Annotated in this window: 20 protein-coding genes; 5 read left to right on the top strand and 15 right to left on the bottom strand. The window is 50.5% G+C overall.

All coding sequences use genetic code 11. From position 1 onward, the window contains the following. Positions 1 to 474: 474 nt before the first annotated feature. From asnB to KD147_RS02470, 3 genes are all read left to right on the top strand, one after another. A complete protein-coding gene (gene asnB, locus KD147_RS02480) occupies positions 475 to 2,160 on the top strand; it encodes an asparagine synthase B (protein WP_212546764.1) in 1,686 nt (561 codons plus the stop codon). A gap of 151 nt (positions 2,161 to 2,311) precedes the next feature. Continuing rightward, positions 2,312 to 4,477, top strand: coding sequence for a S46 family peptidase (locus KD147_RS02475; protein WP_212546763.1), 2,166 nt, complete (start codon positions 2,312 to 2,314; stop codon positions 4,475 to 4,477). A gap of 247 nt (positions 4,478 to 4,724) precedes the next feature. Further along, entirely contained in the window at positions 4,725 to 6,302 is a 1,578-nt protein-coding gene (locus KD147_RS02470; RefSeq protein WP_212546762.1) for a BCCT family transporter, read from the top strand. Between the two features lie 67 nt (positions 6,303 to 6,369). On the opposite strand, the gene KD147_RS02465 is transcribed toward KD147_RS02470, so the two are convergent. The 6 genes from KD147_RS02465 to trhO form a co-directional block, all read right to left on the bottom strand. After that, a complete protein-coding gene (locus KD147_RS02465) occupies positions 6,370 to 7,074 on the bottom strand; it encodes a 3'-5' exonuclease (RefSeq protein WP_349304657.1) in 705 nt (234 codons plus the stop codon). After that, positions 7,074 to 8,969 (bottom strand): DUF294 nucleotidyltransferase-like domain-containing protein, encoded by a 1,896-nt coding sequence (locus KD147_RS02460; protein WP_105254109.1) that lies wholly within the window; start codon positions 8,967 to 8,969, stop codon positions 7,074 to 7,076. The genes KD147_RS02465 and KD147_RS02460 overlap by 1 nt, the downstream gene beginning before the upstream one ends. Positions 8,970 to 9,059: 90 nt before the next feature. Beyond that, positions 9,060 to 12,146 carry an efflux RND transporter permease subunit gene (locus KD147_RS02455; protein WP_249318872.1) on the bottom strand — a complete coding sequence of 1,029 codons (3,087 nt, stop codon included), beginning with the start codon at positions 12,144 to 12,146 and terminating at the stop codon, positions 9,060 to 9,062. 3 nt (positions 12,147 to 12,149) lie between these two features. After that, entirely contained in the window at positions 12,150 to 13,118 is a 969-nt protein-coding gene (locus tag KD147_RS02450) for an efflux RND transporter periplasmic adaptor subunit (protein WP_212546761.1), read from the bottom strand. A 369-nt stretch (positions 13,119 to 13,487) separates the two neighbouring features. Then, positions 13,488 to 13,817, bottom strand: coding sequence for a hypothetical protein (locus KD147_RS02445; protein ID WP_212546760.1), 330 nt, complete (start codon positions 13,815 to 13,817; stop codon positions 13,488 to 13,490). 156 nt (positions 13,818 to 13,973) lie between these two features. After that, the gene (trhO, locus tag KD147_RS02440) at positions 13,974 to 14,960 is read right to left on the bottom strand and encodes an oxygen-dependent tRNA uridine(34) hydroxylase TrhO (RefSeq protein WP_105254106.1); all 987 of its coding nucleotides are present in this window, start codon (positions 14,958 to 14,960) and stop codon (positions 13,974 to 13,976) included. A 167-nt stretch (positions 14,961 to 15,127) separates the two neighbouring features. Here trhO and KD147_RS02435 point away from each other — a divergent pair, with 167 nt between their 5' ends. Both KD147_RS02435 and KD147_RS02430 read left to right on the top strand, forming a co-directional pair. Beyond that, the gene (locus KD147_RS02435) at positions 15,128 to 16,477 is read left to right on the top strand and encodes a DEAD/DEAH box helicase (RefSeq protein WP_212546759.1); all 1,350 of its coding nucleotides are present in this window, start codon (positions 15,128 to 15,130) and stop codon (positions 16,475 to 16,477) included. Beyond that, the gene (locus tag KD147_RS02430; RefSeq protein WP_212546758.1) at positions 16,477 to 17,316 is read left to right on the top strand and encodes a CvfB family protein; all 840 of its coding nucleotides are present in this window, start codon (positions 16,477 to 16,479) and stop codon (positions 17,314 to 17,316) included. Before KD147_RS02435 ends, KD147_RS02430 begins: the two co-directional genes overlap by 1 nt. 14 nt (positions 17,317 to 17,330) lie before the next feature. Here the strand turns inward: KD147_RS02430 and KD147_RS02425 are convergent, their stop codons facing one another. The 9 genes from KD147_RS02425 to serC form a co-directional block, all read right to left on the bottom strand. Further along, positions 17,331 to 17,720 (bottom strand): hypothetical protein, encoded by a 390-nt coding sequence (locus KD147_RS02425; protein ID WP_212546757.1) that lies wholly within the window; start codon positions 17,718 to 17,720, stop codon positions 17,331 to 17,333. 1 nt (position 17,721) lies between these two features. Continuing rightward, on the bottom strand, positions 17,722 to 18,429 hold the full coding sequence (gene pyrF, locus KD147_RS02420; RefSeq protein WP_105254102.1) for an orotidine-5'-phosphate decarboxylase: 708 nt from the start codon (positions 18,427 to 18,429) through the stop codon (positions 17,722 to 17,724). A gap of 11 nt (positions 18,430 to 18,440) precedes the next feature. Further along, entirely contained in the window at positions 18,441 to 19,577 is a 1,137-nt protein-coding gene (gene lapB, locus KD147_RS02415; protein ID WP_212546756.1) for a lipopolysaccharide assembly protein LapB, read from the bottom strand. A 2-nt stretch (positions 19,578 to 19,579) separates the two neighbouring features. Next, a complete protein-coding gene (locus KD147_RS02410; RefSeq protein ID WP_105254100.1) occupies positions 19,580 to 19,879 on the bottom strand; it encodes a lipopolysaccharide assembly protein LapA domain-containing protein in 300 nt (99 codons plus the stop codon). Between the two features lie 25 nt (positions 19,880 to 19,904). Continuing rightward, positions 19,905 to 20,189, bottom strand: a complete 285-nt coding sequence (ihfB, locus tag KD147_RS02405) for an integration host factor subunit beta (protein ID WP_105254099.1) — start codon at positions 20,187 to 20,189, stop codon at positions 19,905 to 19,907. A 62-nt stretch (positions 20,190 to 20,251) separates the two neighbouring features. After that, positions 20,252 to 21,919 carry a 30S ribosomal protein S1 gene (rpsA, locus tag KD147_RS02400; RefSeq protein ID WP_105254098.1) on the bottom strand — a complete coding sequence of 556 codons (1,668 nt, stop codon included), beginning with the start codon at positions 21,917 to 21,919 and terminating at the stop codon, positions 20,252 to 20,254. A 97-nt stretch (positions 21,920 to 22,016) separates the two neighbouring features. Then, positions 22,017 to 22,727, bottom strand: coding sequence for a (d)CMP kinase (gene cmk, locus KD147_RS02395; protein ID WP_105254097.1), 711 nt, complete (start codon positions 22,725 to 22,727; stop codon positions 22,017 to 22,019). A gap of 167 nt (positions 22,728 to 22,894) precedes the next feature. After that, positions 22,895 to 24,175, bottom strand: coding sequence for a 3-phosphoshikimate 1-carboxyvinyltransferase (gene aroA / locus KD147_RS02390; protein ID WP_212546755.1), 1,281 nt, complete (start codon positions 24,173 to 24,175; stop codon positions 22,895 to 22,897). Beyond that, positions 24,175 to 25,257 (bottom strand): 3-phosphoserine/phosphohydroxythreonine transaminase, encoded by a 1,083-nt coding sequence (serC, locus tag KD147_RS02385; RefSeq protein WP_212546754.1) that lies wholly within the window; start codon positions 25,255 to 25,257, stop codon positions 24,175 to 24,177. Before serC ends, aroA begins: the two co-directional genes overlap by 1 nt. Positions 25,258 to 25,294: the final 37 nt, after the last annotated feature.

Raw genomic sequence — 25,294 nt, 5'->3', positions numbered from 1 at the left:
CACACAATTCAATCACCACTGTGCATATACACAGTCAATGGTTACTCAAGATGAAAACACCTTCACCCTACTTAAATTACATCTCAGATTATCTGCTGACTCGGCAGTATTTATTGAGAACAATTACGACAGAGCAATAAATTTACGAGTTATGAAGTGCGTCTTCTTACTCCCACCAATAAGCAGTTAAATAAACGCAAATACCCCCATCTATAGCCTGCGCTTATTTGGTGCAAACAAATGTCCACCAGCCAAATTGCCTCAAAGACCAGAGCGCTTAATAAGACCGCTTTTGCCATAAAATTGCGATAGCAGGTCGGATATTGACCACCAAAAACCCACCTTAGTGCATAAGGGTGAAATCGTGCACTAAATTGACGCATAAAAAATCCATCCACCTCCTTATTTCCCGTGTGACTTGGCATATTTTTTCTGCTACAACAAAAGCTCGAGATAGGAATGAGGAAAACAAATATGTGTTCAATTTTTGCGGTGCTCGATATCAAGTCCAGTATTGCGCAATTGCGCGAGCAAGCTATAGATATGTCGAAACTGTTGCGCCACCGCGGCCCGGACTGGTCCGGCGTTTATACCGGCGATAAGGCCATTTTAGTGCATGAGCGTCTGGCGATCGTTGGCGTACAAAGCGGTGCTCAGCCGTTGTTTAATAAAGCCGGCAACCATGTGTTAGCGGTCAATGGCGAAATCTATAACCATCAGCAACTCGCCGATGCCCTGAGCATAGACTACGAATTTCAAACCCAGAGCGATTGTGAGGTGATCCTCGCCCTGTATGAAGAAAAAGGCAGTGCCTTTCTCGATGAGCTCAACGGCATTTTTGCTTTTTGTCTGTACGACGAAGAAAAGGATAAGTACCTGATAGGCAGGGATCATATCGGCATTATCCCCCTTTATACCGGCCGCGACGAATACGGCAATTTCTATGTGGCCAGTGAGCTCAAGGCGCTGACGCCGATTTGTAACCACATTGAGGAGTTCCCTCCGGGTCATTTCCTCGATAGCGAGGTAGGCGAATACCAGCGCTATTATCACAGGGACTGGCAAGAATTTACGGCGGTTAAAAACAATGAGGCCAAGCCAGAAACCCTTAAACATGCCCTGGAGGCCGCTGTAAAACGCCAGCTAATGTGCGATGTGCCCTACGGGGTTTTATTGTCAGGGGGGCTGGACTCTTCGCTTATCTCCGCCATTACCCAAAAATTTGCCGCCAAGCGCATCGAGGATAACGATGCCAGTGATGCCTGGTGGCCAAAGTTGCACTCCTTTTCCATTGGCCTTGAAGGCTCGCCGGACTTAGCCGCCGCTGCCAAGGTTGCCGAACATATTGGTACCATTCACCACCCTATTCACTTCACCGTGCAGCAAGGAATTGACGCCATTAAAGAGGTCATTTACCACCTGGAGACCTATGATGTCACCACGGTGCGCGCCTCCACCCCCATGTACCTGATGGCTCGTCACATTAAGGCCATGGGCATAAAGATGGTGCTTTCCGGCGAAGGCGCCGATGAGCTCTTTGGCGGCTATCTCTATTTCCATAAGGCGCCCAATGCCGAGGAATTCCATGACGAATTAAACCGCAAGGTGGCCAAGCTGCATATGTTTGATTGCCTGCGCGCCAATAAATCCATGGCCGCCTGGGGCGTCGAGGCACGGGTGCCGTTTTTGGACAAGGAGTTTATCGACATCGCCATGCGCATTAATCCGGATGCGAAAATGTGTAAGGACGGGCGCATCGAAAAACACATTATACGTGAAGCCTTCGATGGCTATCTGCCGGATGAGGTCTTGTGGCGGCAAAAAGAGCAGTTCTCCGATGGGGTCGGCTATAACTGGATAGACTCGCTTAAAGCCTATGTGGAAGAGCAGGTATCCGACCGTGATATGCAAAACGCCCACTTTAAATTTCCTGTTAACACTCCGGATAGCAAAGAGGCGTACTTTTATCGCAATATCTTCGAGCAACACTTCCCCGGCGGCGTCGCGACCTTGTGTGTGCCCCACGGCAAGTCGGTGGCCTGCTCTACGCCACAGGCGCTGGCCTGGGATGCATCATTTCAAGCCAATGCCGACCCTTCGGGGCGCGCTGCCAACACCCACCAAGCCGCCTACACGGCCAAGGCTGCACTCAAGGAATAGCACCTACCCGGCGCAGCCTCGGCTGCGCCAACCTCATTCTTATTAATTAACGGCTCCAACAACTTGAAACATTTTGTAAACGTAAAAAGTTGCACCCGTCCCTTTGCTGCGCGACACTGCGTGGCGAAAATATAACAACTAGGATGGAACTATGCGTTTATCTCTAATTGGCGCCGCCCTATTGGCGACGGCCATCAACCCCGCGCTTGCCGACGAAGGCATGTGGCAACCGCATCAATTACCGCAACTTGAGTCGGTATTAAAGGCGAAAGGCCTGGAAATTGACCCCAAAAGCATTTCAAAACTGACCGAATTCCCTATGAATGCGGTGATCAGCCTGGGCGGCTGTACCGCGTCTTTCGTCTCTCCAAAAGGTTTGGTGGTAACCAACCACCACTGTGCCTACGGCTCAATTCAATATAATTCAACGCCTGAAAACAATATTCTACAAAACGGCTTCCTGGCCAAGACCTATGGTGAAGAGCTGCCCGCCTCACCGGGCTCGCGTGTCTATGTGACCGAAGAAGTGACCAATGTCACCGCCAAGGTCAACGCCCAGTTAAATGAGTCAATGGATGGCAACGAGCGCTACAAGGCCATTGAGCAGGCACAAAAGGCATTGGTTGCCGAGTGTGAGCAAGGCGGTGGCTACCGCTGTAATGTCTATAGCTTCCACGGCGGCTTAGAGTATTACCTGATCAAGTCCCTAGAAATTCAAGACGTACGCCTGGTTTACAACCCGGCGCAGGGCATAGGTAAATACGGCGGTGATATTGATAACTGGATGTGGCCACGTCATACCGGTGACTACTCTTTCTACCGCGCCTACGTGGGTAAAGACGGTAAACCGGCCCCATTCAGTGAAGACAATGTGCCTTTTAGTTCGGATTCCTTCCTCAAGGTCAGCGCCAAGGGCGTTAAAGAAGGTGATTTTGTGATGGTTACCGGCTACCCGGGTCGTACCAACCGCTATCGCACCAATGCCGAAGTGGAGCACCAATTTACCGAGGTCTACCCTAAAGCCAAGGCCTATCGCGAGCAGTCCATGGACATCATTAAGGCCACCGCCGCAGAAGGCTCTAAAGCCCGCATCGCCTATGAGAGCACGCTAGCCGGTCTGGCCAACTACGCGAAAAACTACGGCGGTATGGTCAACTCGTACCAAAAAACCGATATGCAAGCGCGCAAGGACAACTTGGCTACCGATCTCAGCGCCTGGATCAACGCCGATAAAGCGCGTAAAAAGCAATATGCCCACGTACTTAAAGAACTTGATAGCTTGATTGCCAAGTCACATGCCACCAGCGAGCTAGACCTAATTTTAGGTTACATGGGTCGCAGCGCCATGATGTCCACCGCAACTCGCCTATATCGCCTGGCGAATGAGCAACAGTTGCCGGATGCTCAGCGTGAGCCTGGCTATCAAGAACGTGATATGACCCGTTTCAAAGCCGGTATGACCAGCTTGTCTCGCCGTTATGACGATGCCGTCGATAAAGCGTTATTTGCGCACTTTGTTGATCTATATGCTCAACTTGAACCCAAAGCACGTATTAGCTCGCTTGATAAGGCCCTTGGCCTGGATAAAGGATACGACCAGGATGCCATGCTGACACGCCTGGCTAAGATGTACGAGCAAACGGCGCTCAATGAAGAGCAAGTGCGTCTGGAGTGGATGGATAAGTCGGTAGCCAATTTCAAACAAAGCGACGACCCCTTCATCGCCTTGGCCGTTGCAACATACGACGACTTCCAAGCCCGTGAACAAGAAAAGAAAATGCTCAGTGGTGAGTTAAACCGTGTTCGTCCTCAGTACATGGCCGCCATCATTGCCTACAACCAGGAGCAAGGTCTGCCGGTATACGCCGATGCCAATAGCACCTTACGTGTAACCTATGGCACGGTTAAAGGCTATAGCCCGCGCGATGCCTTGACCTATACGCCGTTTACCCGCCTGGAAGGGATCACCGAGAAATACACGGGTATAGCGCCTTTCGATGCACCACAAGCGCAAATGCAGCAAATTGCCGCGAAAAACTACGGCGAATACGAAATGGCCAGTCTGGGCTCGGTGCCGGTTAACTTCTTAAGTACCGTGGATACTACGGGCGGTAACTCGGGCTCACCCACACTTAATGGCAATGCCGAGCTGGTAGGTTTGTTGTTCGACGGTGTAAGCGAAAGCATCATCGGTGACTGGGACTATGATGCCAACTTAAACCGTTCTATTCATGTCGATAGCCGTTATATGTTATGGGTCATGCGCCACGTCGATAAGGCCGATAACCTGCTTGAAGAAATGGTGATAGTGAAATAAAACTAATTCCACCGCGAATTATTCCATATAAATCAAAGCGCCGTTCGGCGCTTTTTTTTTATGCATTAAAAACATAAAAAGCCCTAATTTATGGCATTTATCGCGCTGACAATTTACATTTATATTTTAACCCCTAAACTATTGTACATATGAAGGGGTCTAATTTAGTTAGTCTACAAATCATTGATTTACGTGGACTCACTCAACTAGGCCTTAGCTCTAATGGTTTTAACAACTAGAGGTAGGCATGAGTGAATATCATGACAAATACAGTATAGAGAATACCGATTACACCGTCGGCCAGGATAATGTACAAAAGTGGGGGTTTGATGTTCATAATCCCGTCTTTGGCATTAGCGCAGGCCTTATCATCATCTTTTTGGTAGCTATTCTGGTTACCGATCCTGCCACCGCTAAAAAGGCCCTGGATGGCATAAAATGGGACATCATAGGTAATTTCGATGTGTTATTTATGTGGGCAGCCAACCTCTTTGTGCTCTTTTGTCTGGCATTAATCGTCTCCCCCTACGGTAAAATCAAACTCGGCGGCGACTCGGCAACCCCCTCACACTCACGTATTTCCTGGCTGGCCATGCTGTTTGCAGCGGGCATGGGCATAGGCTTAATGTTCTGGGGCGTGGCTGAGCCGGTGGCCTATTTCACTGGTTGGTATGAAACGCCACTGGGGGTTGAAGCCAAGACCGCAGAGGCGGCTAAAACCGCCATGGGCGCCACCATGTTCCACTGGGGCCTGCACCCTTGGGCCATCTATGCGGTGGTGGCTCTGTCACTGGCCTTTTTCTCCTATAACAAAGGCTTGCCGCTGTCGATCCGCTCTATTTTCTACCCTATCCTGGGCGATCGCGCCTGGGGCTGGCCGGGCCATGTCATTGACATACTTGCCGTGCTGGCAACGCTATTTGGTTTAGCAACGTCTTTGGGCTTAGGTGCGCAGCAAGCCTCGGCGGGCTTTAATCATGTCTTTGGGACAGACGGCGGCGTCGGCCTGCAAATCGGTGTGATTATTGGTGTGACCCTGTTGGCTATTATCTCTGTTGTGCGCGGCATCGAAGGCGGGGTTAAGGTGCTAAGTAACATCAATATGATACTCGCCTTTGCGCTGCTTTTGTTCGTTGCTCTTGTTGGCTTTGCCGCAGCCATGGGCAATTTACCCAACACCTTTCTTGGCTATGTTGAAAATATTATCCCGCTGAGTAACCCCCATGGCCGTGAAGACGAAACCTGGATGCATGGTTGGACCGTATTCTATTGGGCCTGGTGGATTTCCTGGTCTCCTTTTGTGGGCATGTTTATCGCCCGGGTTTCTAAGGGCCGCACCATTCGTGAGTTTCTCATTGCCGTGTTGCTTATCCCAACCCTGGTGACCGCGCTATGGATGTCAATTTATGGTGGCATCGCCATAGATCAAGTGGCCTCGGGTGTGGGCTCGTTAGGCGAAAAAGGCCTCACCGAAGTGCCGCTCGCCATGTTCCAGATGTTTGAGCAGTTGCCTATGACCAAGGTACTCTCGTTTATTGCTATTGTGCTGGTACTGGTGTTCTTTATCACCTCGTCGGACTCGGGCTCCTTGGTTATCGACTCGATCACCGCCGGCGGTAAGGTTGATGCGCCGGTACCACAGCGTGTGTTTTGGGCTTCCATCGAAGGCGCGATTGCCGCGGCCCTACTGTGGATTGGTGGCAAAGAAGCCATGGAAGCGCTGCAGGCCGGCGCCGTTTCGACCGGCCTGCCTTTCACCATAGTGCTGTTGCTAATGTGTGTGAGCTTGATTTTAGGCCTGCGCACCGAGCCCAGAAGCTCATAGCGCACGCTCGACTAAAACAAAACGCCGCATCTGCGGCGTTTTTTTATCGCTTAAGATAACGCGCGTATCACATCCACAACTGATTAAGGGGCGTGTCACAGCGATAGTGATAACGCAGCTGTGCCTGCAACAACTCGGCGGTGGCTAAGGCATCGGTCATGGCGTTATGGACGCCATAAGGCGGCAGATTATAGCGGGTACGGCAGTCTGCTAAGCGCAAAGAGCCGATTTTCTCACCCAGTAAACGACCGATAAAACCACGACGCGCCAACAGCGCTTGGCGCTCAACGGCCATGGTATCAATGAGCGCAAACTCAATGCCCTCGTTAATGCGCCGAAACAGGCTATTGGCTAAGAATGGCCGCTCTATGGCGTGGTAATGCACCACTACCACCCGCTTTTCGAGTGCTTCTAACAAGGGCGCCAATACCGACATCAAATCCGGCGCGTCTTCGACTTCAGAGTGGGTAATGCCATGAATAACAATGGATTGCTCGGCCAAATTACGCTTGGGTTGCACCAACCAATGACGCGCCTGGCGACAATATATGCGTTGCCAGGTAAAGGGCACCAGGCCAATGCTGACAATTTCATCACCCGCGCTATCGAGCCCGGTGGTTTCAAAGTCCATGGCAACAAACTCGGTTTCGCCCAGCGTTTGCTCACCACTCGCTATGCCGGCCTGATAAAAACGTTGCAACTCGGGATAGCACGTCTGAAGCGCCAACTGCCGGTATCGTGCCGGCCAGTCGATGAGCACATTAGATAACACTAGTTCAGCCCATTGCCGCTTTGATAACGGAATTTAAGAAAGCTCTGTGCTTTTTCTAATATGGCAAAGGCTTCTTTCAAATTGCGCTGCTCAAACGGTGATAACAGATTCGGATCCAGGTTGTTATCTGGGTTTTCACCCTGCTCAATTTGCCAGGCCTGATGGCGAATGCGCATCATGGCAATGTACTCTAGGGCGTCGCGAAGGTCCTGGGCCTTCCCCGGTGGCAACAGCTTGGCGTCAATAATGTCTTCCAGGCGCTCAAATGAATTCTGCTTACGTGAACCTACCGCCAGCGCGTGCACACGAATAACATCGGACAAGGGTGCCGTGCCGCGGCGTTTGAGGTTCATGGAATGCTTGTGTTCACCGTCGTGTTCCAACACAAAGCCCTTAAAAAAGCCCAGCGGCGGCGTACGGTTGCGGGCATTGGCCGCCAGGTTTGCCAGGAAGCGACGGTTCGCCCTGCCTTCTTTGGCGATATAGGACTTAAGTTCATCCGCCCACTTGGTTTTACCCCACACGCCGTCCAAATCGAAAAAGATAGAACTGTGCAGTAGCGCCTGTGGTTTGGGCTCGGCTATCCAGGAAGCGAATTGCTCTCGCCATTGGCTGCGGGTGAGGCGCCACTTTTTAAAAGACGCCATGATCTCGCCATCGCAATAGGTATAACCACAAGCCGCCAGGCCGTCGCAAACAAAATCCGATAAGGCCTGGAAATAAGCATCATGTTTTTGCTCATCAAACGCATCGTCGAGAATGATGGCATTATCCTGATCGGTAACAATTAGCTGCTCATCCCGCGCCATGGAGCCCAGGGCTATAAAACAATATGGCACAGGGGGGGCGCCAAACTTTTCTTCGGCCAGGGCCAGCAGGCGCTGCTTAAAGGTACGCCCTATCACCGCCATGGCGGTGCCTATCATATGGGAATTGGCATCCTCGTTGACCATGCGCACAAAGACATTGGGCAATTGCTGGGCAAAATGGGTTAGGTCTTCCACCGTTTGTTGGGCGAGAATGCCACGCACCAACAGCAAGCTGCTTTGCGATTCGTAACGAAGGATATCGGATAAGGAGATCACGCCGATGGGCTTGCGCTTTTGCAAAATAGGCAAGTGATGAACATTGTCCCTGAGCATCGCCAGTACCGCTTCAAACACATAGGCGTTGGCATCGAGTAAGGTTAGATTACTGGACATCACTTCATGGGCCGGGGTATCCAAACTTTTGCCCAGGGCCACCACCTGAGAGCGAATATCCCGGTCGGTAATGATCCCCACCACCTGGCCATCGTCTTCTTCCGGGTCGTCGCTGATGGGCTTATTGGGGTCGGTTACCAGCACACTGGAGATATGCTCGCCGCTCATCAGCAAGGCCACTTCCTGAATGCTACTGTCCACCGCCACGGTCACCACATCACGATGTAGCAGCGCCTTTACCTTAGCCGTGGTTAAATCATTGCTGTCGGCCTGCTCAACGATGGCCTGGTGCAAACGTACATTGCCATCGGCCTCAAAATAATCGGCAAACACCTCAAATTTATCGCAATACTCGGTAAAGAGATCGACATCGATGCAATACACCAGGGTGTCTTCCATGGCGGTCACCGGAAAGCGTACCTTACGATTCATCAGCAGACCCATTTGCCCGAAAATACCGCCACTGTCCATGCGGTTGTAGAGCTCGCCGCTGCGGCGATAAGACTCCACCGCACCGGAGCGGATCACATAAAGGTCGGCAATGTCGTCGCCATAATGGAGAATATCCGTACCGGCACGAAAGTAAGCAACTTCCACTTCCTGGGCAAGGTGGGCTAAGGCGTCTTCGGGGAGCTCGTCAAAGGGCGAGTGACTACTGAGAAACTGGGCTATTTCTAGCTGTTCAGCTTGCATGGTGCGACCTCAAAACTGGTGCTAATAGGCTGAAGCTTAATATAAATGGCCATAAAAAAAAATGTCCGCGGGAAATCGCGGACATTTTCTTCACGAGGCTTGTTCAAGCTCCGCGGCCAATTGTTTACTCTCATCGGCCCTGGGCTTGGTAAAGCGTGCCAGTCCCAAATACACCACCGGCGTGAGGAACAAGGTAAAGAGAACGGCCAGAGCCAAGCCTCCAAAGACCACCCAGCCAATGGCATTACGAGCCTCGGCACCGGCGCCACTAGAGAGAATTAAGGGTAAGGCACCCAGCAAGGTGGATACCAGGGTCATGGTGATTGGGCGCAGACGCACCAAGGCCGCACGCTCAACCGCTTCACGCACCTGATAGCCCTTATCCCGTAATTGGTCGGCAAACTCCACCAGCAAAATGGCGTTTTTAGCAATTAAGCCTATTAACATCACCAAACCAATTTGCGAGAAAATATTGAGCGAGGTTCCGGTGAGATACAAGGCCAAAATAGCCGAACTTATGCCAAAGGGTACGGTGATCATCACCACCACGGCGCTGTTGACGCTTTCAAATTGCGCCGCCAACACCAGAAGCACGATGACAAACGCCAGCACGTAGGTCAACAGCACCTCATTGGCGGTTTCCTCAAAGGTCAATGCCTCTCCCTTAAATGCCAATGTGACACTGCTTGGCAAGGTGTTTTCACCTATGTCGCGCAGCTCGCTGACCAGCTCAGCCATGGCCATCTTTTCAGGCAATTGCATATCCACTTCAATGGCGCGACGCTGCGCATGGCGCTCAAGTTCTGCCGCCACACCCTCTTCGCTTATGGTGGCCACCGAGCTCAGCGGTACCAATTGACCATTGCTGCCACCCACATACAAGTTAGCGAGATCGCTGGGCGAATTTATGGTGCGATTTTGCGCCTGCAACATAATGGGAATGGATTGGTCGCCAACGTTTAAATCGGCCACGTCATCACCATTGATAGCGGCGCGCAGGGTCACGGCAATATCGCTCAGCTCCACACCCAGCTCCTGGGCACGGCGACGGTCGATATTAACCCGCAATTGCGGTTGTGAGGGCTGATAGGAAATACGCACCGGCGCGACATCTGGAATGGCCTGCTCGACGGCCTTGGCATAATCCTGTGCCGCGGCGTAAATATCGTTGTAGTCCTGACCCAATAATGCCAGTTCAACACCGCCGCCCTGTCCACGCAGGTTAAGGCTGTTGGAGCCAAAGGCGCGCGCCGGAGCACCGGGAATATCCCCCAGCGGAGCGCGCAATTTCGCAATGATCTCTTGCTGGCTAAAGTGGCGTTCATCCCAATGCTTTAACGGCACCGTAATAAAGGTGATATTTGGATCCCATTGACCGACCACGGTATAAATAGACTCGATTTCCCCGCTTTGAACATACGGCAATAACACGTCTTCCATCTGCTTGGCTTGACGGTCCATAAAGTTTAAACCGACACCATCAGGGCCGCGGGCAAAAATACGGATCTTGCCCCTGTCCTCCGATGGCAAGAGTTCATTTTCAAGCTGTAGGTATAAGGCAGCGGAACTGGCGGCAACCAGCAGGGAAATGACAAAGGTAACCCAGGCGTGGTCGAGGACCTTGTGAATACACCACTGGTAACTTTGCGCCAAGGCCTGACCAAATCTAGCAAAAGGGTGACGACCACCGGACTTCAACTTTAATTTTGAGGTCAAGGCCGGCACTAACGACAAGGCGACAAAGCTGGAAATGATCACCGCACCGGCGAGCACGCCACCAAATTCCCGGAATAGGCGTCCGGCGGTGGAAGGCAAAAAGGCGATGGGCACGAACACCGCAGCGAGTACGGCGGTGGTCGCTACCACGGCAAAGAAGACCTCACGGGTACCGATAACGGCGGCGGCACGGCGCCCTAATCCCATGCTGCGCTGACGCTGAATGTTCTCACTCACCACGATGGCATCATCGACGATTAAGCCGGTCGCCAATACCAGCGCCAACAGGGTCAGAATATTGATGGAAAAGCCAAGGGCCCAGATAAGCGCCAAGGATCCCACCAAGGCCACGGGAATGGCAAAAGCTGGCACCAAGGTTGCGCGCCAGGAGCCGATAAACACCCAGAGGGTGATCACCACCAGCACTATGGTCAGTACCAGAGAGTTCAATACTTCATCCACTGAGCTGCGAATAAACTGGGCATCGTCCGATGTCAGCGTAAATTCCATTTGCGGGAATCGCTCACGCATGCGCTCCAATAACAGCAGCACTTCATCGGAAATTTCTATGGTATTGGACTGGGCTTGGCGAATGACTTCCATGCCGATCACCGGCTTACCGTCTAAACGCACCATGGAGCGCGGATCGGCGGGGCCAAAATACACCGCAGCGATATCGGCAATGCGGGTGTCACCGCGCACTATGATGTCCCCCACCTGCTCGGCACTAACGGAGGTAGCATCGGCACGCACGATGAGTTGTTGGTCATCGGATTTTAAGCTGCCCGCCGGCACATCGAACGGAGCCTGGCGCAGCGCTGCGGCGACATCGGGCACGGTGAGGTTAAAACTGCTGAGTTTTAAGGGGTCGATACGAACCCGCATCACCCGCTCTCGGTCGCCATTAAGACGCACATCGGCAACCCCTGGGATGGTCAAAAATTGCGGGGCCAGGTCGGTTTCAACCCGCTCGGTGAGTGCTTCTAAAGACAAGCTTTCACTGCTTACGGTCAGCGACACCACGGCTTCGGCATCATTATCAGCCTTAATAATGGATACCCGCTCCACCTCTTCAGGAAGCTCCCGTTGCACCCGGGAGACGGACTCGCGAGTTTCATTGGCGGCATCATCCAGGTTCACACCCGGGCGAAACTCGACTACGATACGGGCGCTGCCTTCTTCACTTTGCGCACGAATGGATTTCACGCCGCTGACCCGGGCCACTGCTCCTTCGAGCTTGCTGGTGACCTCTGTGTCTACGGTTTCCGGCGAGCCTCCGGGGAATGATGCCGACACTGTGATGCGTGGTCTGTCAACATCCGGTAACTCCCTTACTTCTACGCCGGCGATGGCGGCGATACCGGCAATGATAATCAAGAGGTTGAGCACCACTATCAGCACCGGACGACGAATCGCCATCGATGGCAAATCTTGAATTTGCGTATTCATTTGCTCGCTCATGGCTTAGTTCCTATCCGCCAGTTGAGTTTGCTCGAAGCGCACGCTCTGGTTTGGACGCAGTCGCTGGACCCCCTCGACAATCAGCAATTCGCCTTCGTCTAGGGCACCGCTCACCAATAAACGGCCAGACAGTCGTTGCGCAATTTTTACATCAACCCGGGTGGCGACATTATCTACACTTTTCCAAACATAGGGACCGGTCGCCCCCCATAGCAAGGCCGCTTCGGGCACTACCGCATAGGCCTCACCCTGCATGCTTAATTGCACACGAAAACTCATACCGGGAATATACTGGGCACCTGGGTTGGCAATTTCGGCCTTCACTCTCAGGGTGCGCGAGTCGGTATCGATACGCGAGTCCAATTGCGCGATTTTCGCCTTGATGGCCTGTTGCTGTTGCCATGGTTGCACGCTGACTTCGGCGCCGGCTCTGAGCATGGTTAAAGCCGCCTCGGGCGCATTGAAATTGATGTAAAGAGAAGTGATGTCATCGATGCTAGCAATGGCGGTTTGTGCACTGATACGGTCACCGACTTCAACATCGGTGAGCCCCATCACGCCGGCGAATGGCGCTCTCACCTGACGGTCTTCAAGCTCGGCGCTGGCCTTAGTCAGTGCCACCTTGGCAAGATCCCGTGTCGTTAACGCATCATCGCGCTCGCTTTTGGGGATCGCGCCCTTGGCGAAGCTGTTTTGTAGGCGCTCCAAGGTCCGCTCGGCATCGGCTAAACGAATTTTAGCTTCTTCCAGCGCCGCCCGTTGCAAACGAGAATCCAGCTCAAGCAATAACGCGCCTGCCTGCACCTGCTGCCCGGGCGTAAAGTGAACCGCTGTGACTCTGTCACCCACGGCCGGGTACAGCACCACCGAATGAATCGCTTCGGCACTGCCTACCGCTTGAACCTGTTGTTGTGAGCGTTCTAAGCTTACACTTTCGACCACGACCTTAGTGGCCTTAGCGAACGCTGGCATAGTGATTATTAAACTACAAATAATTGCACTGAAAAGCTGTCGCAACCTGAACCTTCCTTCTTGTTATATCCCGACCCGCGTCGGCTATTAAGGGGTAAATATCCTGTTGCGTCAGTGTAACAGTTTGTCGCTTTGAGACTCGCCCTCGCTTCGGTCAATGCCCGATATCGCGCGACTAATTACATTAACGCATTACAGATACGTACTAATTAATAGCATTAGATCACAAATCATCGGCCTTGAAAGCCGGTTTTACATATCTTTACTTTCGCTGAACAGCGCTCGCGCACTTGAGAGGAGATGTGTATTTTCAAAGATGATGGGCAAAAGAATAGTAAAAAAGGGGTCATACCCCCCTCTATCTAGTTATTACATTTTTTTGGTCAGTAACACCCCATCGACCACCATCTGCCATTGACCGTTGACTTGATGCGGCGCCTGAGAAACCTCAAAGCGGGTATTAAAAAAGCCAATTCCGACAACAAAGTCATCGCCTTCAAACTTTTGTAAAGGCGCATTAATGGAAGTTGACGTATTTCCTTCTTCCCTCTCATAAGTAAAGCTGCCGTCAGGGTGTATGGTTAGCTCCATGTTCCCTCCTCGCCAATAACCTATATAGTCGGCCTTTTCTCTGGGGATGGGCTTTGAGCAAGCACACAAGACAAATACCAAGCTGACAATAAGTAATGCATTTTTCATGATCTGACGTCCCTTTTCATTATTTTATTCCCGTTAGAAAGCCAATTGCGCTTTCACTGCTACGGGAGTTATTGTTCCTATATTCCTGACTTTAGGGTTTAGGCGTAAAAAAAGGAAGTCATACCGACTTCCTTTATAAAGATTCACAGGCGGCTACTATTTATTCGCGGCGCGCTGTTGCTCTTTAAGCTGCTGCTTAAGCTCTTTGCGCTTATGCAGCATTTCCTGTGCTTCGTGACCGATATGGCCTTCGCCGCGTTCTTTGGCCAGCTCGATTTGCTTTTGACGCTCGGCAAAACGGGCACGCTGCTCATCACTGACATTTTCGTGGCAGTGGTGGCAAGAAACACCCTGCATATATTCCGGCTTTTGCTTATCATCTTCGGTAATCGGCATGCGACAGGCATGACATTGGTCGTACTGGCCTTTGTTCAGGTCGTGATCAACGGCAACACGGTTATCGAATACAAAACACTCACCCTGCCACATGGTTTCTTCTTTGGGCACTTCTTCTAAATACTTTAGGATACCGCCTTCAAGGTGATACACCTCTTCAAAACCCTGCTCTTTCATGTAGGCGGTTGACTTTTCACAGCGGATACCGCCGGTACAGAACATGGCGACCTTTTTATGCTTTTTGGGGTCAAGGTTTTGCTCGGCCCAGGCTGGAAACTCGCGGAAGGTCTTGGTTTTTGGATCCACGGCGTTTTCAAAGGTACCGATTTCGATTTCATAATCGTTACGGGTATCAACCAGAACTACGTCTGGGTCGCTGATCAAGGCGTTCCAATCTTTAGGCTTAACATAGGTGCCCACGACTTCACGCGGGTCAATGCCCTCAACGCCCATGGTAACGATTTCTTTTTTCAGCTTAACCTTTGTGCGGTAGAACGGACATTCGTCATCGAATGACTCTTTCGTTACTATGTTATCCAGGTTGGGCTGCTTATCTAACCAGGCTAGCAAGGCATCGATGCCTTCGCGCTTACCGGCGACCGTACCGTTAATACCTTCATTGGCAAGCAACAAGGTACCGCGTACATCATTGGCCAGCATAACATCTAATAGGGGTTGACGAATTTGTTCAAAATTAGGAAGCGCTACAAATTTATACAGCGCACACACGACGTATTGTTGTGACATGAAGACACCTTTTCTCTGCTTTAAACTCTACCGAATCGTAAATCCGGCGCATTAAGGACGCGTATTTTACTCATAATGGCTCAAAACGCAAAATAAGCTGCCAGCCAAGGGATGCAATACGTTATAATAGCGCTGTATTAACTGTATTTATTTGTTGGAGAGTGAATTTGCAATTCAGTGATTTGGGTATCGATACACGCCTGTGTGCACAGATCATGCACCAGGGCATTACCACCCCTACCGATATTCAAGCCCAGGCGATCCCATTGGCATTAGCCGGGCACGATTTATTTGCGCAATCAAAAACGGGGTCCGGTAAGACCTTGGCGTTTTTGTTGCCTGCGGTACAAAGGGTGATGAAGCAAAAGGCCTTATCGAAGCGCGACCCTCGGGTGTTGATCGTTACTCCTACCCGTGAACTTGCGACCCAAGTCTATACCCAACTGCGTTTGCTGATTGCCGGCACCGCCCTGAGCGCCGTAAAAGTGCTCGGCGGTGAGAATTATAACGATCAGGTAAAAGCACTGCGCAAAGACCCGCATTTTGTTGTTGGCACCCCGGGACGTATTGCCGATCACCTCGAAGACCGCTCTTTGCACTTGGCCGGTCTGGAAATGCTGATTTTCGATGAAGCTGACCGTATTCTTGATTTAGGCTTTAGTGAGCAAGTCGAACTTATCAATAAAAGCGCCGACCACAGATTGCGCCAAAGTCTGTTATTTTCGGCCACTCTTGAGCATGCCCAAGTAGGCGCCCTATCGCGTAATTTATTGAAAAACCCCAAAGGGGTAAGCATTAGCGCCGCCACCGACGAGCATGGGGATATTGCCCAACGTCTCTACTTAGCCGATCACTTAGACCATAAAGAAGCGCTACTTGACCATCTCCTCGCTAACGAAGAAGGCTTAGGTCAGTGCATTATCTTTACCGCCACCCGCGAGGACACTCAACGCCTGTGCGACAAAATCAGCAAGCAGGGTTTTAAGGCCGTGGCGCTTGAGGGCACCCTGGCACAAAATAAGCGCCTTGATATCATGGACAGCTTCAGCCGCGGCTTATATCAGGTGCTTATCACCACGGATGTCGCCTCTCGAGGTCTAGACCTTTTGAATGTGACCCATGTGATTAACTTCGACTTGCCGAAAAATGCCGAGGAGTACATCCACCGCATCGGTCGTACCGGCCGTGCCGGTTTCAAGGGCTTTGCAATTTCCCTTGTGGGTCCCAAGGACTGGCAAAGCTATTTAGCCATTAATCAGTTTATGCGTCGCCCGCTCCCCTTTAGTGAAATTGACGGCTTGGTAGGCAAATTTAAAGGCTTTACCCAGCCTAAGCCGAAGACCAACAAAGCTAAAAAAGCAGATAAAGTCACCTCTCAGGGTGGCAAGCCTGCCAGAGCGAAGCCGCGTAAAGCCGGCGCAGGAAAGCCAAGAAAACCTCTCGCGGCTCCCTTTGACCCCAACGCCATGGGTTCACTGAAACGCAAGCCAAAACCGATGCAGGATGAGGAAGAATAATGAGTAGCTTAGGACAATGGCAAACTCTGTTTGTTGATGAAGTGGCCGGCGAAGGCCTGTATTTACATAGCCCAGACCTTGGCGAAGTATTCCTACCCGCCGAGCAGGCTCCGGATGACGTTGAGCGCGGTGATAGCCTGAGCGTTTTTGTCTACCTGGATAACATGGGGCATCCAACGGCAACCCGCACGAAACCAAGCGCTCAGGTTGGTGACTTTGCCCTGCTCCAGGTCAAACAGGTGAATAAAATTGGTGCCTTTTTGGATTGGGGTCTGGAAAAAGATCTCTTGGTGCCCTTTAACGAACAAAAGCCGCGTATGCAACCCGAGCGCAGTTACCTGGTAAAGCTTTACTTGGATAATGCTTCAAAACGTATTTGTGCCTCGAGTAATCTCAATAAATTTGTTGGCCGTACCCAACCGGATTATAAAAACGGCGACCTGGTCGATATTATCGTCGCGGGAAAAACCGACCTTGGCTTTAAGGTCATTGTCGATGAACTGCACTGGGGTCTTATTTTCCATAACCGTGTACACCGCAGCCTGTTTGTGGGCCAGCGCCTAAAGGCTTACGTGCAGCAGTGCCGCGAAGACGGCAAACTGGATATCGTACTTGAAGCGCCGGGGATGGCGAAGATTGATCCACTGAAACAACAGATCCTCGATGAACTCAATGCCCGAGGCGGCCTGCTACCGCTTGGCGATAAATCGGCGCCGGAGGCCATTAAACGTCAGTTTGGTACCTCGAAGGCAAACTTTAAAAAGGCCATAGGCGGCCTCTTTAAAGATGGGGTAATCGATATTGAAGCCACTCAGATAAAACTAAAAACGCGACCATAAGGTCGCGTTTTTTATTATTTTATTGGCTGATAGATTAGATCTTCATATGGCAAAGCGCAGCGTACGTAGCGCTTTGCATAGTCGATAAGCTCATCGCTATCGGTAATGGTTAACGGCGCCAGACGAAAAACAGCTTCATCACATTGCATATGCTTATTGTCATGAAGGTCTTCACAATCCCCTACGGTACGATCCGTCTCCAGTAACATGGTGGAATTGTTGTCACAAATAGCATAAACATGTTTAGTCAGTGCCGCTTTTAGATCAAACAGATCAACCTCACCCTGTCGCTTGGACTCAGCGATGACGAAAGCCAGCGCCTCGGCGTTACTTTGCGCCCTGGTGCGCTCAAGGTAGTAATAACCCGCTGCAGCGAGTGCAACGATCAGCACTAAATATTTCACCTTAGTCTCCTAGACTCTCATTGATGGCCTTAAGCACCGCAACCGGATCATCGGCTTGAGTGATCGGGCGGCCAATGACCAGATAATCGCTGCCGCTTTCGATCGCCTGCTTCGGCGTCATAATGCGTTTTTGGTCACCCGCATCACTGCCCGCCGGTCGAATGCCGGGAGTAACTAGTTTAAAATCGGCGCCCAATTGTTGTTTTAGTTCGTATGCTTCTTGTGCCGAACACACCACGCCATCAAGGCCGGCCTGTTTGGTTAATTGCGCTAAATACAATACTTGCTCTTGCGGTGTCTTTTCAATACCTAATTGTTTTAATTGCATTTCATCCATGCTGGTCAGCACAGTAACGGCAATTAACAAGGGCGCTTTATCACCATAAGGGACGAGGATTTCCTTGGCCTTTTGCATCATTTCCACACCGCCGCTGGCATGGACGTTTACCATCCACACACCCAAGTCCGCCGCGGCTTTAACCGCTTTGGCAACCGTGTTAGGAATATCGTGAAACTTGAGATCCAGGAATACATCAAAGCCCAACTCGACCAATTGCTTCACAAAATCCGGACCAAAATGGGTAAACATTTCTTTGCCGACCTTGAGGCGACAGCTATCCGGTGAAAGTTGTTGTACAAATGCCAATGCCTTGGCTTTATCATCGTAGTCTAAAGCGATAAGTACTTTTTTAGAGTCAACAGCGTTCATGTTTTTCCTGTTTAAAAACCATCAAGCCCTCGGCTTGGTTGCATAGATTCCCAATGGCGGCAAGACGGACACAACCAATAATGACTATGACTTTGAAAGCCGCAATGCTGACATTGAAAATCTGCTTTGGTATCTATATATGATTGAATAAGTTTATCTATGGGATTTAGCGCTTCGTCTAGTTGCGCGTTTTGCCCGGCCAGTAATTGTAGCAAAAAACGAAAGCCACGAATATTGGGTTGTTTCTTTAAACTCTTGGTAATGAACTCAACCGCTTGCTTGCGCTGCCCTGCTTTGACCAAATGCTGGCAATAGTGGATCTTTAAACCAATACCGCCCTTGTCGACCAACTCCGCCAATAGATGTTCAAACTGATGCTCTAAATGCAAATGACGATAGCTGCTGCTTAAACGCTCGAGCACTAAGGGCGAGCAATAGGTAAATTGGCAGATCAAATCACGCCAGTAGTGAATGGCCTGTACGTAGTCCTCCCGCTGAAAGGCCAGCTGCCCTAGCTCATATAAAGGACGTACGCTTGGCTCCCCCACTCCCAATGCCTGGGACATGAGTTCCGGGGCATTATCCGCCGCGCCCGCTTCACAATAAAAATTAGCAATGGCAATTTTTTGCTGGCGCTGAGTAAATAAATGGGCATACCGCTGATGTAAGGCAATCCCCTTATGCCATTCGCGGGTTTGCGAGTACAGGGTGATCAGCGGCTCTAACGCTTGTGGGCGTTTTTGCTTAATTAAAATGAGCAGATGCTCTTCGGCACTGTCCAACAACCCGGCCAGGATATAATCCTGCGCTAACTCCAGGCGACAGGTCGTCAGCTGATCGTCGTTGAGGTTGGGGTGTTCCAGTAGCAATTCGTGAATTTTAATGGCGCGGTCGAGCTCGCCACGGCGGCGAAATAAAGTCGCCAAGGTTAAATAGTGTTCCACCGAGTCGGCGGATACTTCGAGAAGTTGAATAAGGTGTTCAAGACCCTGATCGTCTTCCCTGTCGAGCAGGAATTTCAGGCCTTTACTGTATTCTGCGGTAATTTTGCGGCTGTGTTGATGAGCTTGATTTTTGGCACTGTTTTTACCCATGATCCAGCCGTAACCGGCGGCAACGGGCAGGAGTAAAAACAACAGCTCAAGCATAACTAGTTATCTTTTATAGGCGCCAGAGCGGTACTTTGACGTTGCTCTTGGGCGTTACGGGAAAGTTGCTCGTTACGCTTTTGCAACCGATAGTTTTGCCACTTTAACTTGGAAAATAGGCGGAAGCTGACGAAACAGCCGAAGAATAATCCAACAATAAAACAAAAGCTCATTAGCGCGGCTAATGGCATGGTGGCGCTGGCAATAAGGTAATTAACCTGGACTAGCTGTGGATTTTGCGAACCTAATACGAAGGCGATGAAAATACACAGTACAAACAGAATGAACTTTACAACCTTCACTCAGCGGTTACTCCATCCGTGATGATTAAATACTGGCGTTAACGCGGTCGCGTAATTCCTTGCCCGGTTTAAAGTGCGGTACGTACTTGCCGTCTAGTTCGACGGTTTCCCCAGTTTTTGGGTTACGACCTGTGCGCGGAGCACGGAAGTGTAGAGAGAAACTACCAAAACCACGAATCTCAATTCGTTCTGCTTCAGACAATGAACCGGCCATTTGTTCTAGAATTTCTTTAACGGCATTCTCGACATCGCGGGCTTGGATATGAGAGTGGCTTTGTGCAAGTTGTTCTATTAATTCTGACTTGGTCATAATGTTTCCTTAGGGGGCTTACAAAGGAAGGGCTTGCGCCCTTCCTAAGACTAGACTAACTCTTAGTCTTTCTGTGCATTTTTGAATGCAGCAGCCATAGCATTTTCGAACTGAGGCTCGTCTGCCTTCAATTTCTCTAATGCTTCTTTTTCTTCAGCTTCGAAGATCGCTTTAACAGACAAGCTGATAGCGCGGTTCTTACGATCTACGCCAACGAACTTAGCTTCGATCTCGTCGCCTTCAGAAACAACGGCAGTTGCATCTTCAACACGTTCTTGAGCGATGTCAGCTACACGGATGTAACCTTCAACGCCTTCAGCAAGCTCAACAGTTGCGCCTTTCGCGTCAACAGCAGTCACTTTACCTTTAACAATAGCACCTTTTTTGTTTGCGTCCAGGTAGTTATTGAAAGGATCAGCTTCGATTTGCTTCACGCCTAGAGAGATACGCTCACGCTCTGGGTCAACCTGAAGTACGATAGCAGTGATTTCGTCGCCTTTCTTGTACTCACGTACAGCTTCTTCGCCTGGAGTGTTCCAAGAGATGTCTGAAAGGTGTACAAGACCGTCGATGCCACCGTCAAGGCCGATGAAGATACCGAAGTCAGTGATTGACTTGATCTTACCAGTAACTTGGTCGCCTTTGTTTTGTAGACGAGCAAATTCTTGCCAAGGGTTAGCTTTACATTGCTTAAGACCTAGAGAAATACGACGACGCTCTTCGTCGATTTCTAAAACCATTACTTCTACGTTGTCACCTAGTGAAACAACTTTAGATGGGTGGATGTTTTTGTTAGTCCAATCCATCTCAGAAACGTGTACTAGACCTTCTACGCCTTCTTCGATTTCAACGAAACAACCGTAGTCAGTTAGGTTAGTTACACGACCAGATAGCTTAGCGCCTTCTGGGTAACGGTTAGCAATTTCTTGCCATGGATCTTCGCCAAGCTGCTTAAGACCTAGAGAAACACGTGTCTTCTCTTTGTCGAACTTAAGAACTTTAACGTTGATTTCGTCGCCAACATTTACGATTTCTGAAGGGTGCTTAACACGCTTCCACGCCATGTCAGTGATGTGTAGTAGACCGTCAACACCACCTAGGTCAACGAACGCACCGTAGTCTGTAAGGTTCTTAACGATACCTTTAACTTCTTGACCTTCAACAAGGTTTTGAAGAAGTTCTTCACGCTCTTGTGAGTTTTCAGATTCGATAACTGCACGGCGAGAAACAACAACGTTGTTACGCTTCTGGTCAAGCTTGATTACTTTGAACTCAAGCTCTTTACCTTCAAGGTGAGTTGTGTCACGTACTGGACGAACGTCAACAAGTGAACCAGGTAGGAAGGCACGGATAGAATCAACTTCAACAGTGAAACCACCTTTAACCTTACCGTTGATAACACCAGTAACAGTTTCGTTTTCTTCACATGCTTTCTCAAGACGGATCCACGCTTCGTGACGCTTCGCTTTCTCACGAGAAAGGATAGTTTCACCGAAACCGTCTTCGATTGCATCTAGAGCAACATCTACTTCGTCACCAACAGCAACTTCTAGTTCACCAGCAGTATTTTTGAACTGCTCTGCAGGGATAGCACTTTCTGACTTAAGGCCAGCGTCTACAAGAACGATGTTGTTCTCGATAGCGATTACGGTGCCTTTTACGATTGAGCCCTGTTGAGCTTCAAAACCCTGTAGGCTTTCTTCAAATAACTGCGCAAAATTTTCTGACATACTTAATACGTCTCTATAAGTTTAAATCTCCACGTCGCGTCACTGCTCAGCGGGGTTATTAATTAAGCACGGGCGTCCTGCTCATGCGTAGGAATTTTTACTTACTTAGGTTTGCCAATTTACCGTTAACAACGGCATCGTCGAGAATCGACATCACTTTGGCAAACACTTGCTCGGCATTGAGCTCAGTGGTATCTAAGCTGACCGCGTCCTCAGCTGGGACAAGCGGTGCTACGGCACGATTCATGTCGCGCTCGTCACGAGCTTGAATGTCTACAAGTAGACCACTTAGTGTAACATCCAGACCCTTGGCCTTCAACTCTTTAAAGCGTCGCTCGGCGCGCTCTTCGGCGCTGGCGGTCAGGAAGATTTTCACGTTGGCATCGGGAAACACCACGGTGCCCATATCGCGACCATCGGCAATCAACCCTGCCTCACCGCGAAAGGCGCGTTGGCGACGCAATAAGGCCTCACGTACCCGAGGCAAGGCGGCCACTTTTGATGCTGCTGCGCCCACTTCTTCATTACGAATACCATGGGTCACTTCCTCGCCCTCGAGGACAATCTTGCTGCTTTCATTTTCAGCATCGAAGCTAAATTGCACATCTAAATTTGCTGCAAGCGGGACTAAGGCTTCTTCATTGTCGAGTGCGATCTGGTGATGCAGCGCTGCGAGCGCCAAAACACGATAAATCGCGCCACTGTCGAGCACGTCCCAGCCCAACTTTTGCGCGAGTAAACGACACACTGTACCTTTGCCCGACCCACTGGGCCCGTCAATGGTGATCACCGGCATAGATGCCTGCATTTAAACCTCCTGCATGCACAGCAAACATTTCAAAACCGCCGTATTATACGTGAACTTTTTTGTAAATTCGCGTTATTAGGTCAGAATTTTACGATTGTTTTGTAACAGTTCAATAATTGTATGAATGGAAATGCCCGCCTAGCATAGGCTGTAGGCGGGCATAAATATTAGCCGTGACTGACGCTGGCTAAGGTATCAAAGTAGGTAGGAAAGGTCTTTGCCGTACAGCCTGGGTCATTGATAGTGACCGGCCAGCCCCCGACCGCCACCATGGAAAAACACATGGCAATGCGGTGATCGTTATAGGTATCGATGGCCACATCCTGTAAATGGGCCGATGGCGTGATCTCGATATAATCATGCCCCTCCACCACGTCGGCTCCAAGCTTTTTCAATTCCGTTGCCATGGCATACAAGCGATCGGTTTCTTTAACCCGCCAATTATAAATATTGCGAATGGCGGTTTTACCCTTGGCAAACAGTGCCACCGTGGCAAGCGTCATGGCGGCATCGGGAATGGCATTGGCATCGATATCCACACCCTTGAGCTGCCCCTTGCGTACCACCAGCTTATCATCATACCAATCGATGTCGGCACCGACCTGCTCCATCACTTCGGCAAAACCAATGTCACCTTGCACCGACGCCTTGCCCACACCATGAATGGTGATCTCGCCACCATTGATAGCGGCAGCAGCGATAAAGTAGGAGGCCGACGACGCGTCTCCTTCCACCATGATTTCACCGGGAGACACATACTGCTGGCCACCCTTAACGTGAAAACTCTGATACTGGTTATTGCTAACCTCGACGCCGAATTTGCGCATTACACCTAAGGTGATATCGATGTAAGGTTTAGATACCAGCTCACCCTTAATAGTGATATTGGTATCACCACTGAACAGTGGCGCGGCCATTAATAACGCGGTTAAGAACTGACTTGAAATACTGCCATCTATGCTCACCTCGCCACCGGCCAACGCTTGGCCTTTAATTGCCAACGGCGGGTAATCCTGCGTTTTCAGATACTCAACCTCCGCCCCTAAGGCACGTAACGCATCAACTAGGTGGCCAATTGGGCGCTCTTCCATACGCGGCTCACCACCAAGCTCAAATTGACCCTGCGTTGCCGCCAGCACTGCCGTTAAGGGTCTGTAGGCTGTGCCTGCATTACCTAAAAACAAGGGTTCTTTCGGTGTATTCAGCGTACCGCCCTGGCCGTGGACCAGGGCCTGAGTCTTGTCTTCACTGAGCTCAACATCCACCCCCATAGAGGCGAGCGCTCCTAGCATATGACGAATATCATCGCTATCGAGCAGGTTCGTTACCTTGGTTGTACCGCGGCATAGGGCGGCTAACAAAAGAATACGATTAGACAAGCTCTTCGAGCCCGGTAGCACCACTTCGCCTTGCACCTTGTTAATGGGCTCTAAGCGTAATGATTCCATCAACTGTGCTCCTGGGCGAACTGCTCCATAAAGGTGACCAAGGCCTCGATACCCGCGACCGGCATGGCATTGTAAATACTGGCACGCATACCGCCGACAAAACGGTGTCCTTCCAATGCCAGTAAGCCAGCCTGTTGTGATAGAGCCAGGAAACGATCATTAAGGCTCTCATCGTTCAACCAAAATGGCACATTCATCAATGAGCGGCAGTCTTTCTCAACCTTGTTGCTGTAGAAATCGGACGCATCGATGTAATCGTATAAAATCGCCGCCTTATTTTTGTTATGACGCTGCATGGCCGGCACGCCGCCTTGCTCTTCAAGCCACTTAAAGACCACATCGGCCAGATACCAAGCAAACGTCGGTGGCGTGTTGTACATGCTGCCCTGCTCGGCCTCAACCGCGTAATCGAGAATTCCCGGACGCGGCACACCTTCACGCGCGAGCAAGGTTTTGCGTACTATGACAATGGCCAGACCCGATGGGCCTATGTTTTTCTGGGCGCCAGCGTAAATAACATCGAACTGATTCACATCGATATCGCGCGATAAGATCATCGAGGACATATCGGCAACAATAGGTGCCGTCGGGTGACTTGGGACGTCGAATAATTCAACGCCATCAATCGTTTCATTAGGACAATAATGGATATAGCTTGCTTTTTCAGGTAGAGGCCACTTCGATACGGGAAGCACACCAAACTGGCCGTCTTTATCATCACGGACATTGATTTCAACCACATCTGTGTATTTTTTCGCTTCTTTGGCGGCTCCGTCGGACCAGATACCCGTGTTGATATACACGGCCGGTGCGTCATCAAGATGCAGATTCATGGGTACCGCGGCAAACTGGCCGCGACCACCACCGTGCATAAAAAGTACGGCAAATTCATCGCTGATATTCATCAGGCGACGTAAACGTGCTTCACATTGCTGTGCCATGGTCAAAAAAGGTTCGGCACGGTGACTGACTTCCATGACCGACACGCCAAGCCCTTGCCAATCTAAAAATTCTTGTTGTGCTTTTTGCATCACAGCCGGAGGTAACATGGCAGGACCGGCACAGAAATTATATACGCTCATTACTTCTTCCTCATTCCACTTCGCGTACCCACACAAT

This window comes from Pseudoalteromonas sp. BDTF-M6 (assembly GCF_018334135.1).
In the GTDB taxonomy this organism is placed as follows: Bacteria; Pseudomonadota; Gammaproteobacteria; order Enterobacterales; family Alteromonadaceae; genus Pseudoalteromonas.
The sequence above is the reverse complement of the archived record's forward strand: the minus strand, read 5'-3'. Positions and strand labels throughout refer to the sequence as shown.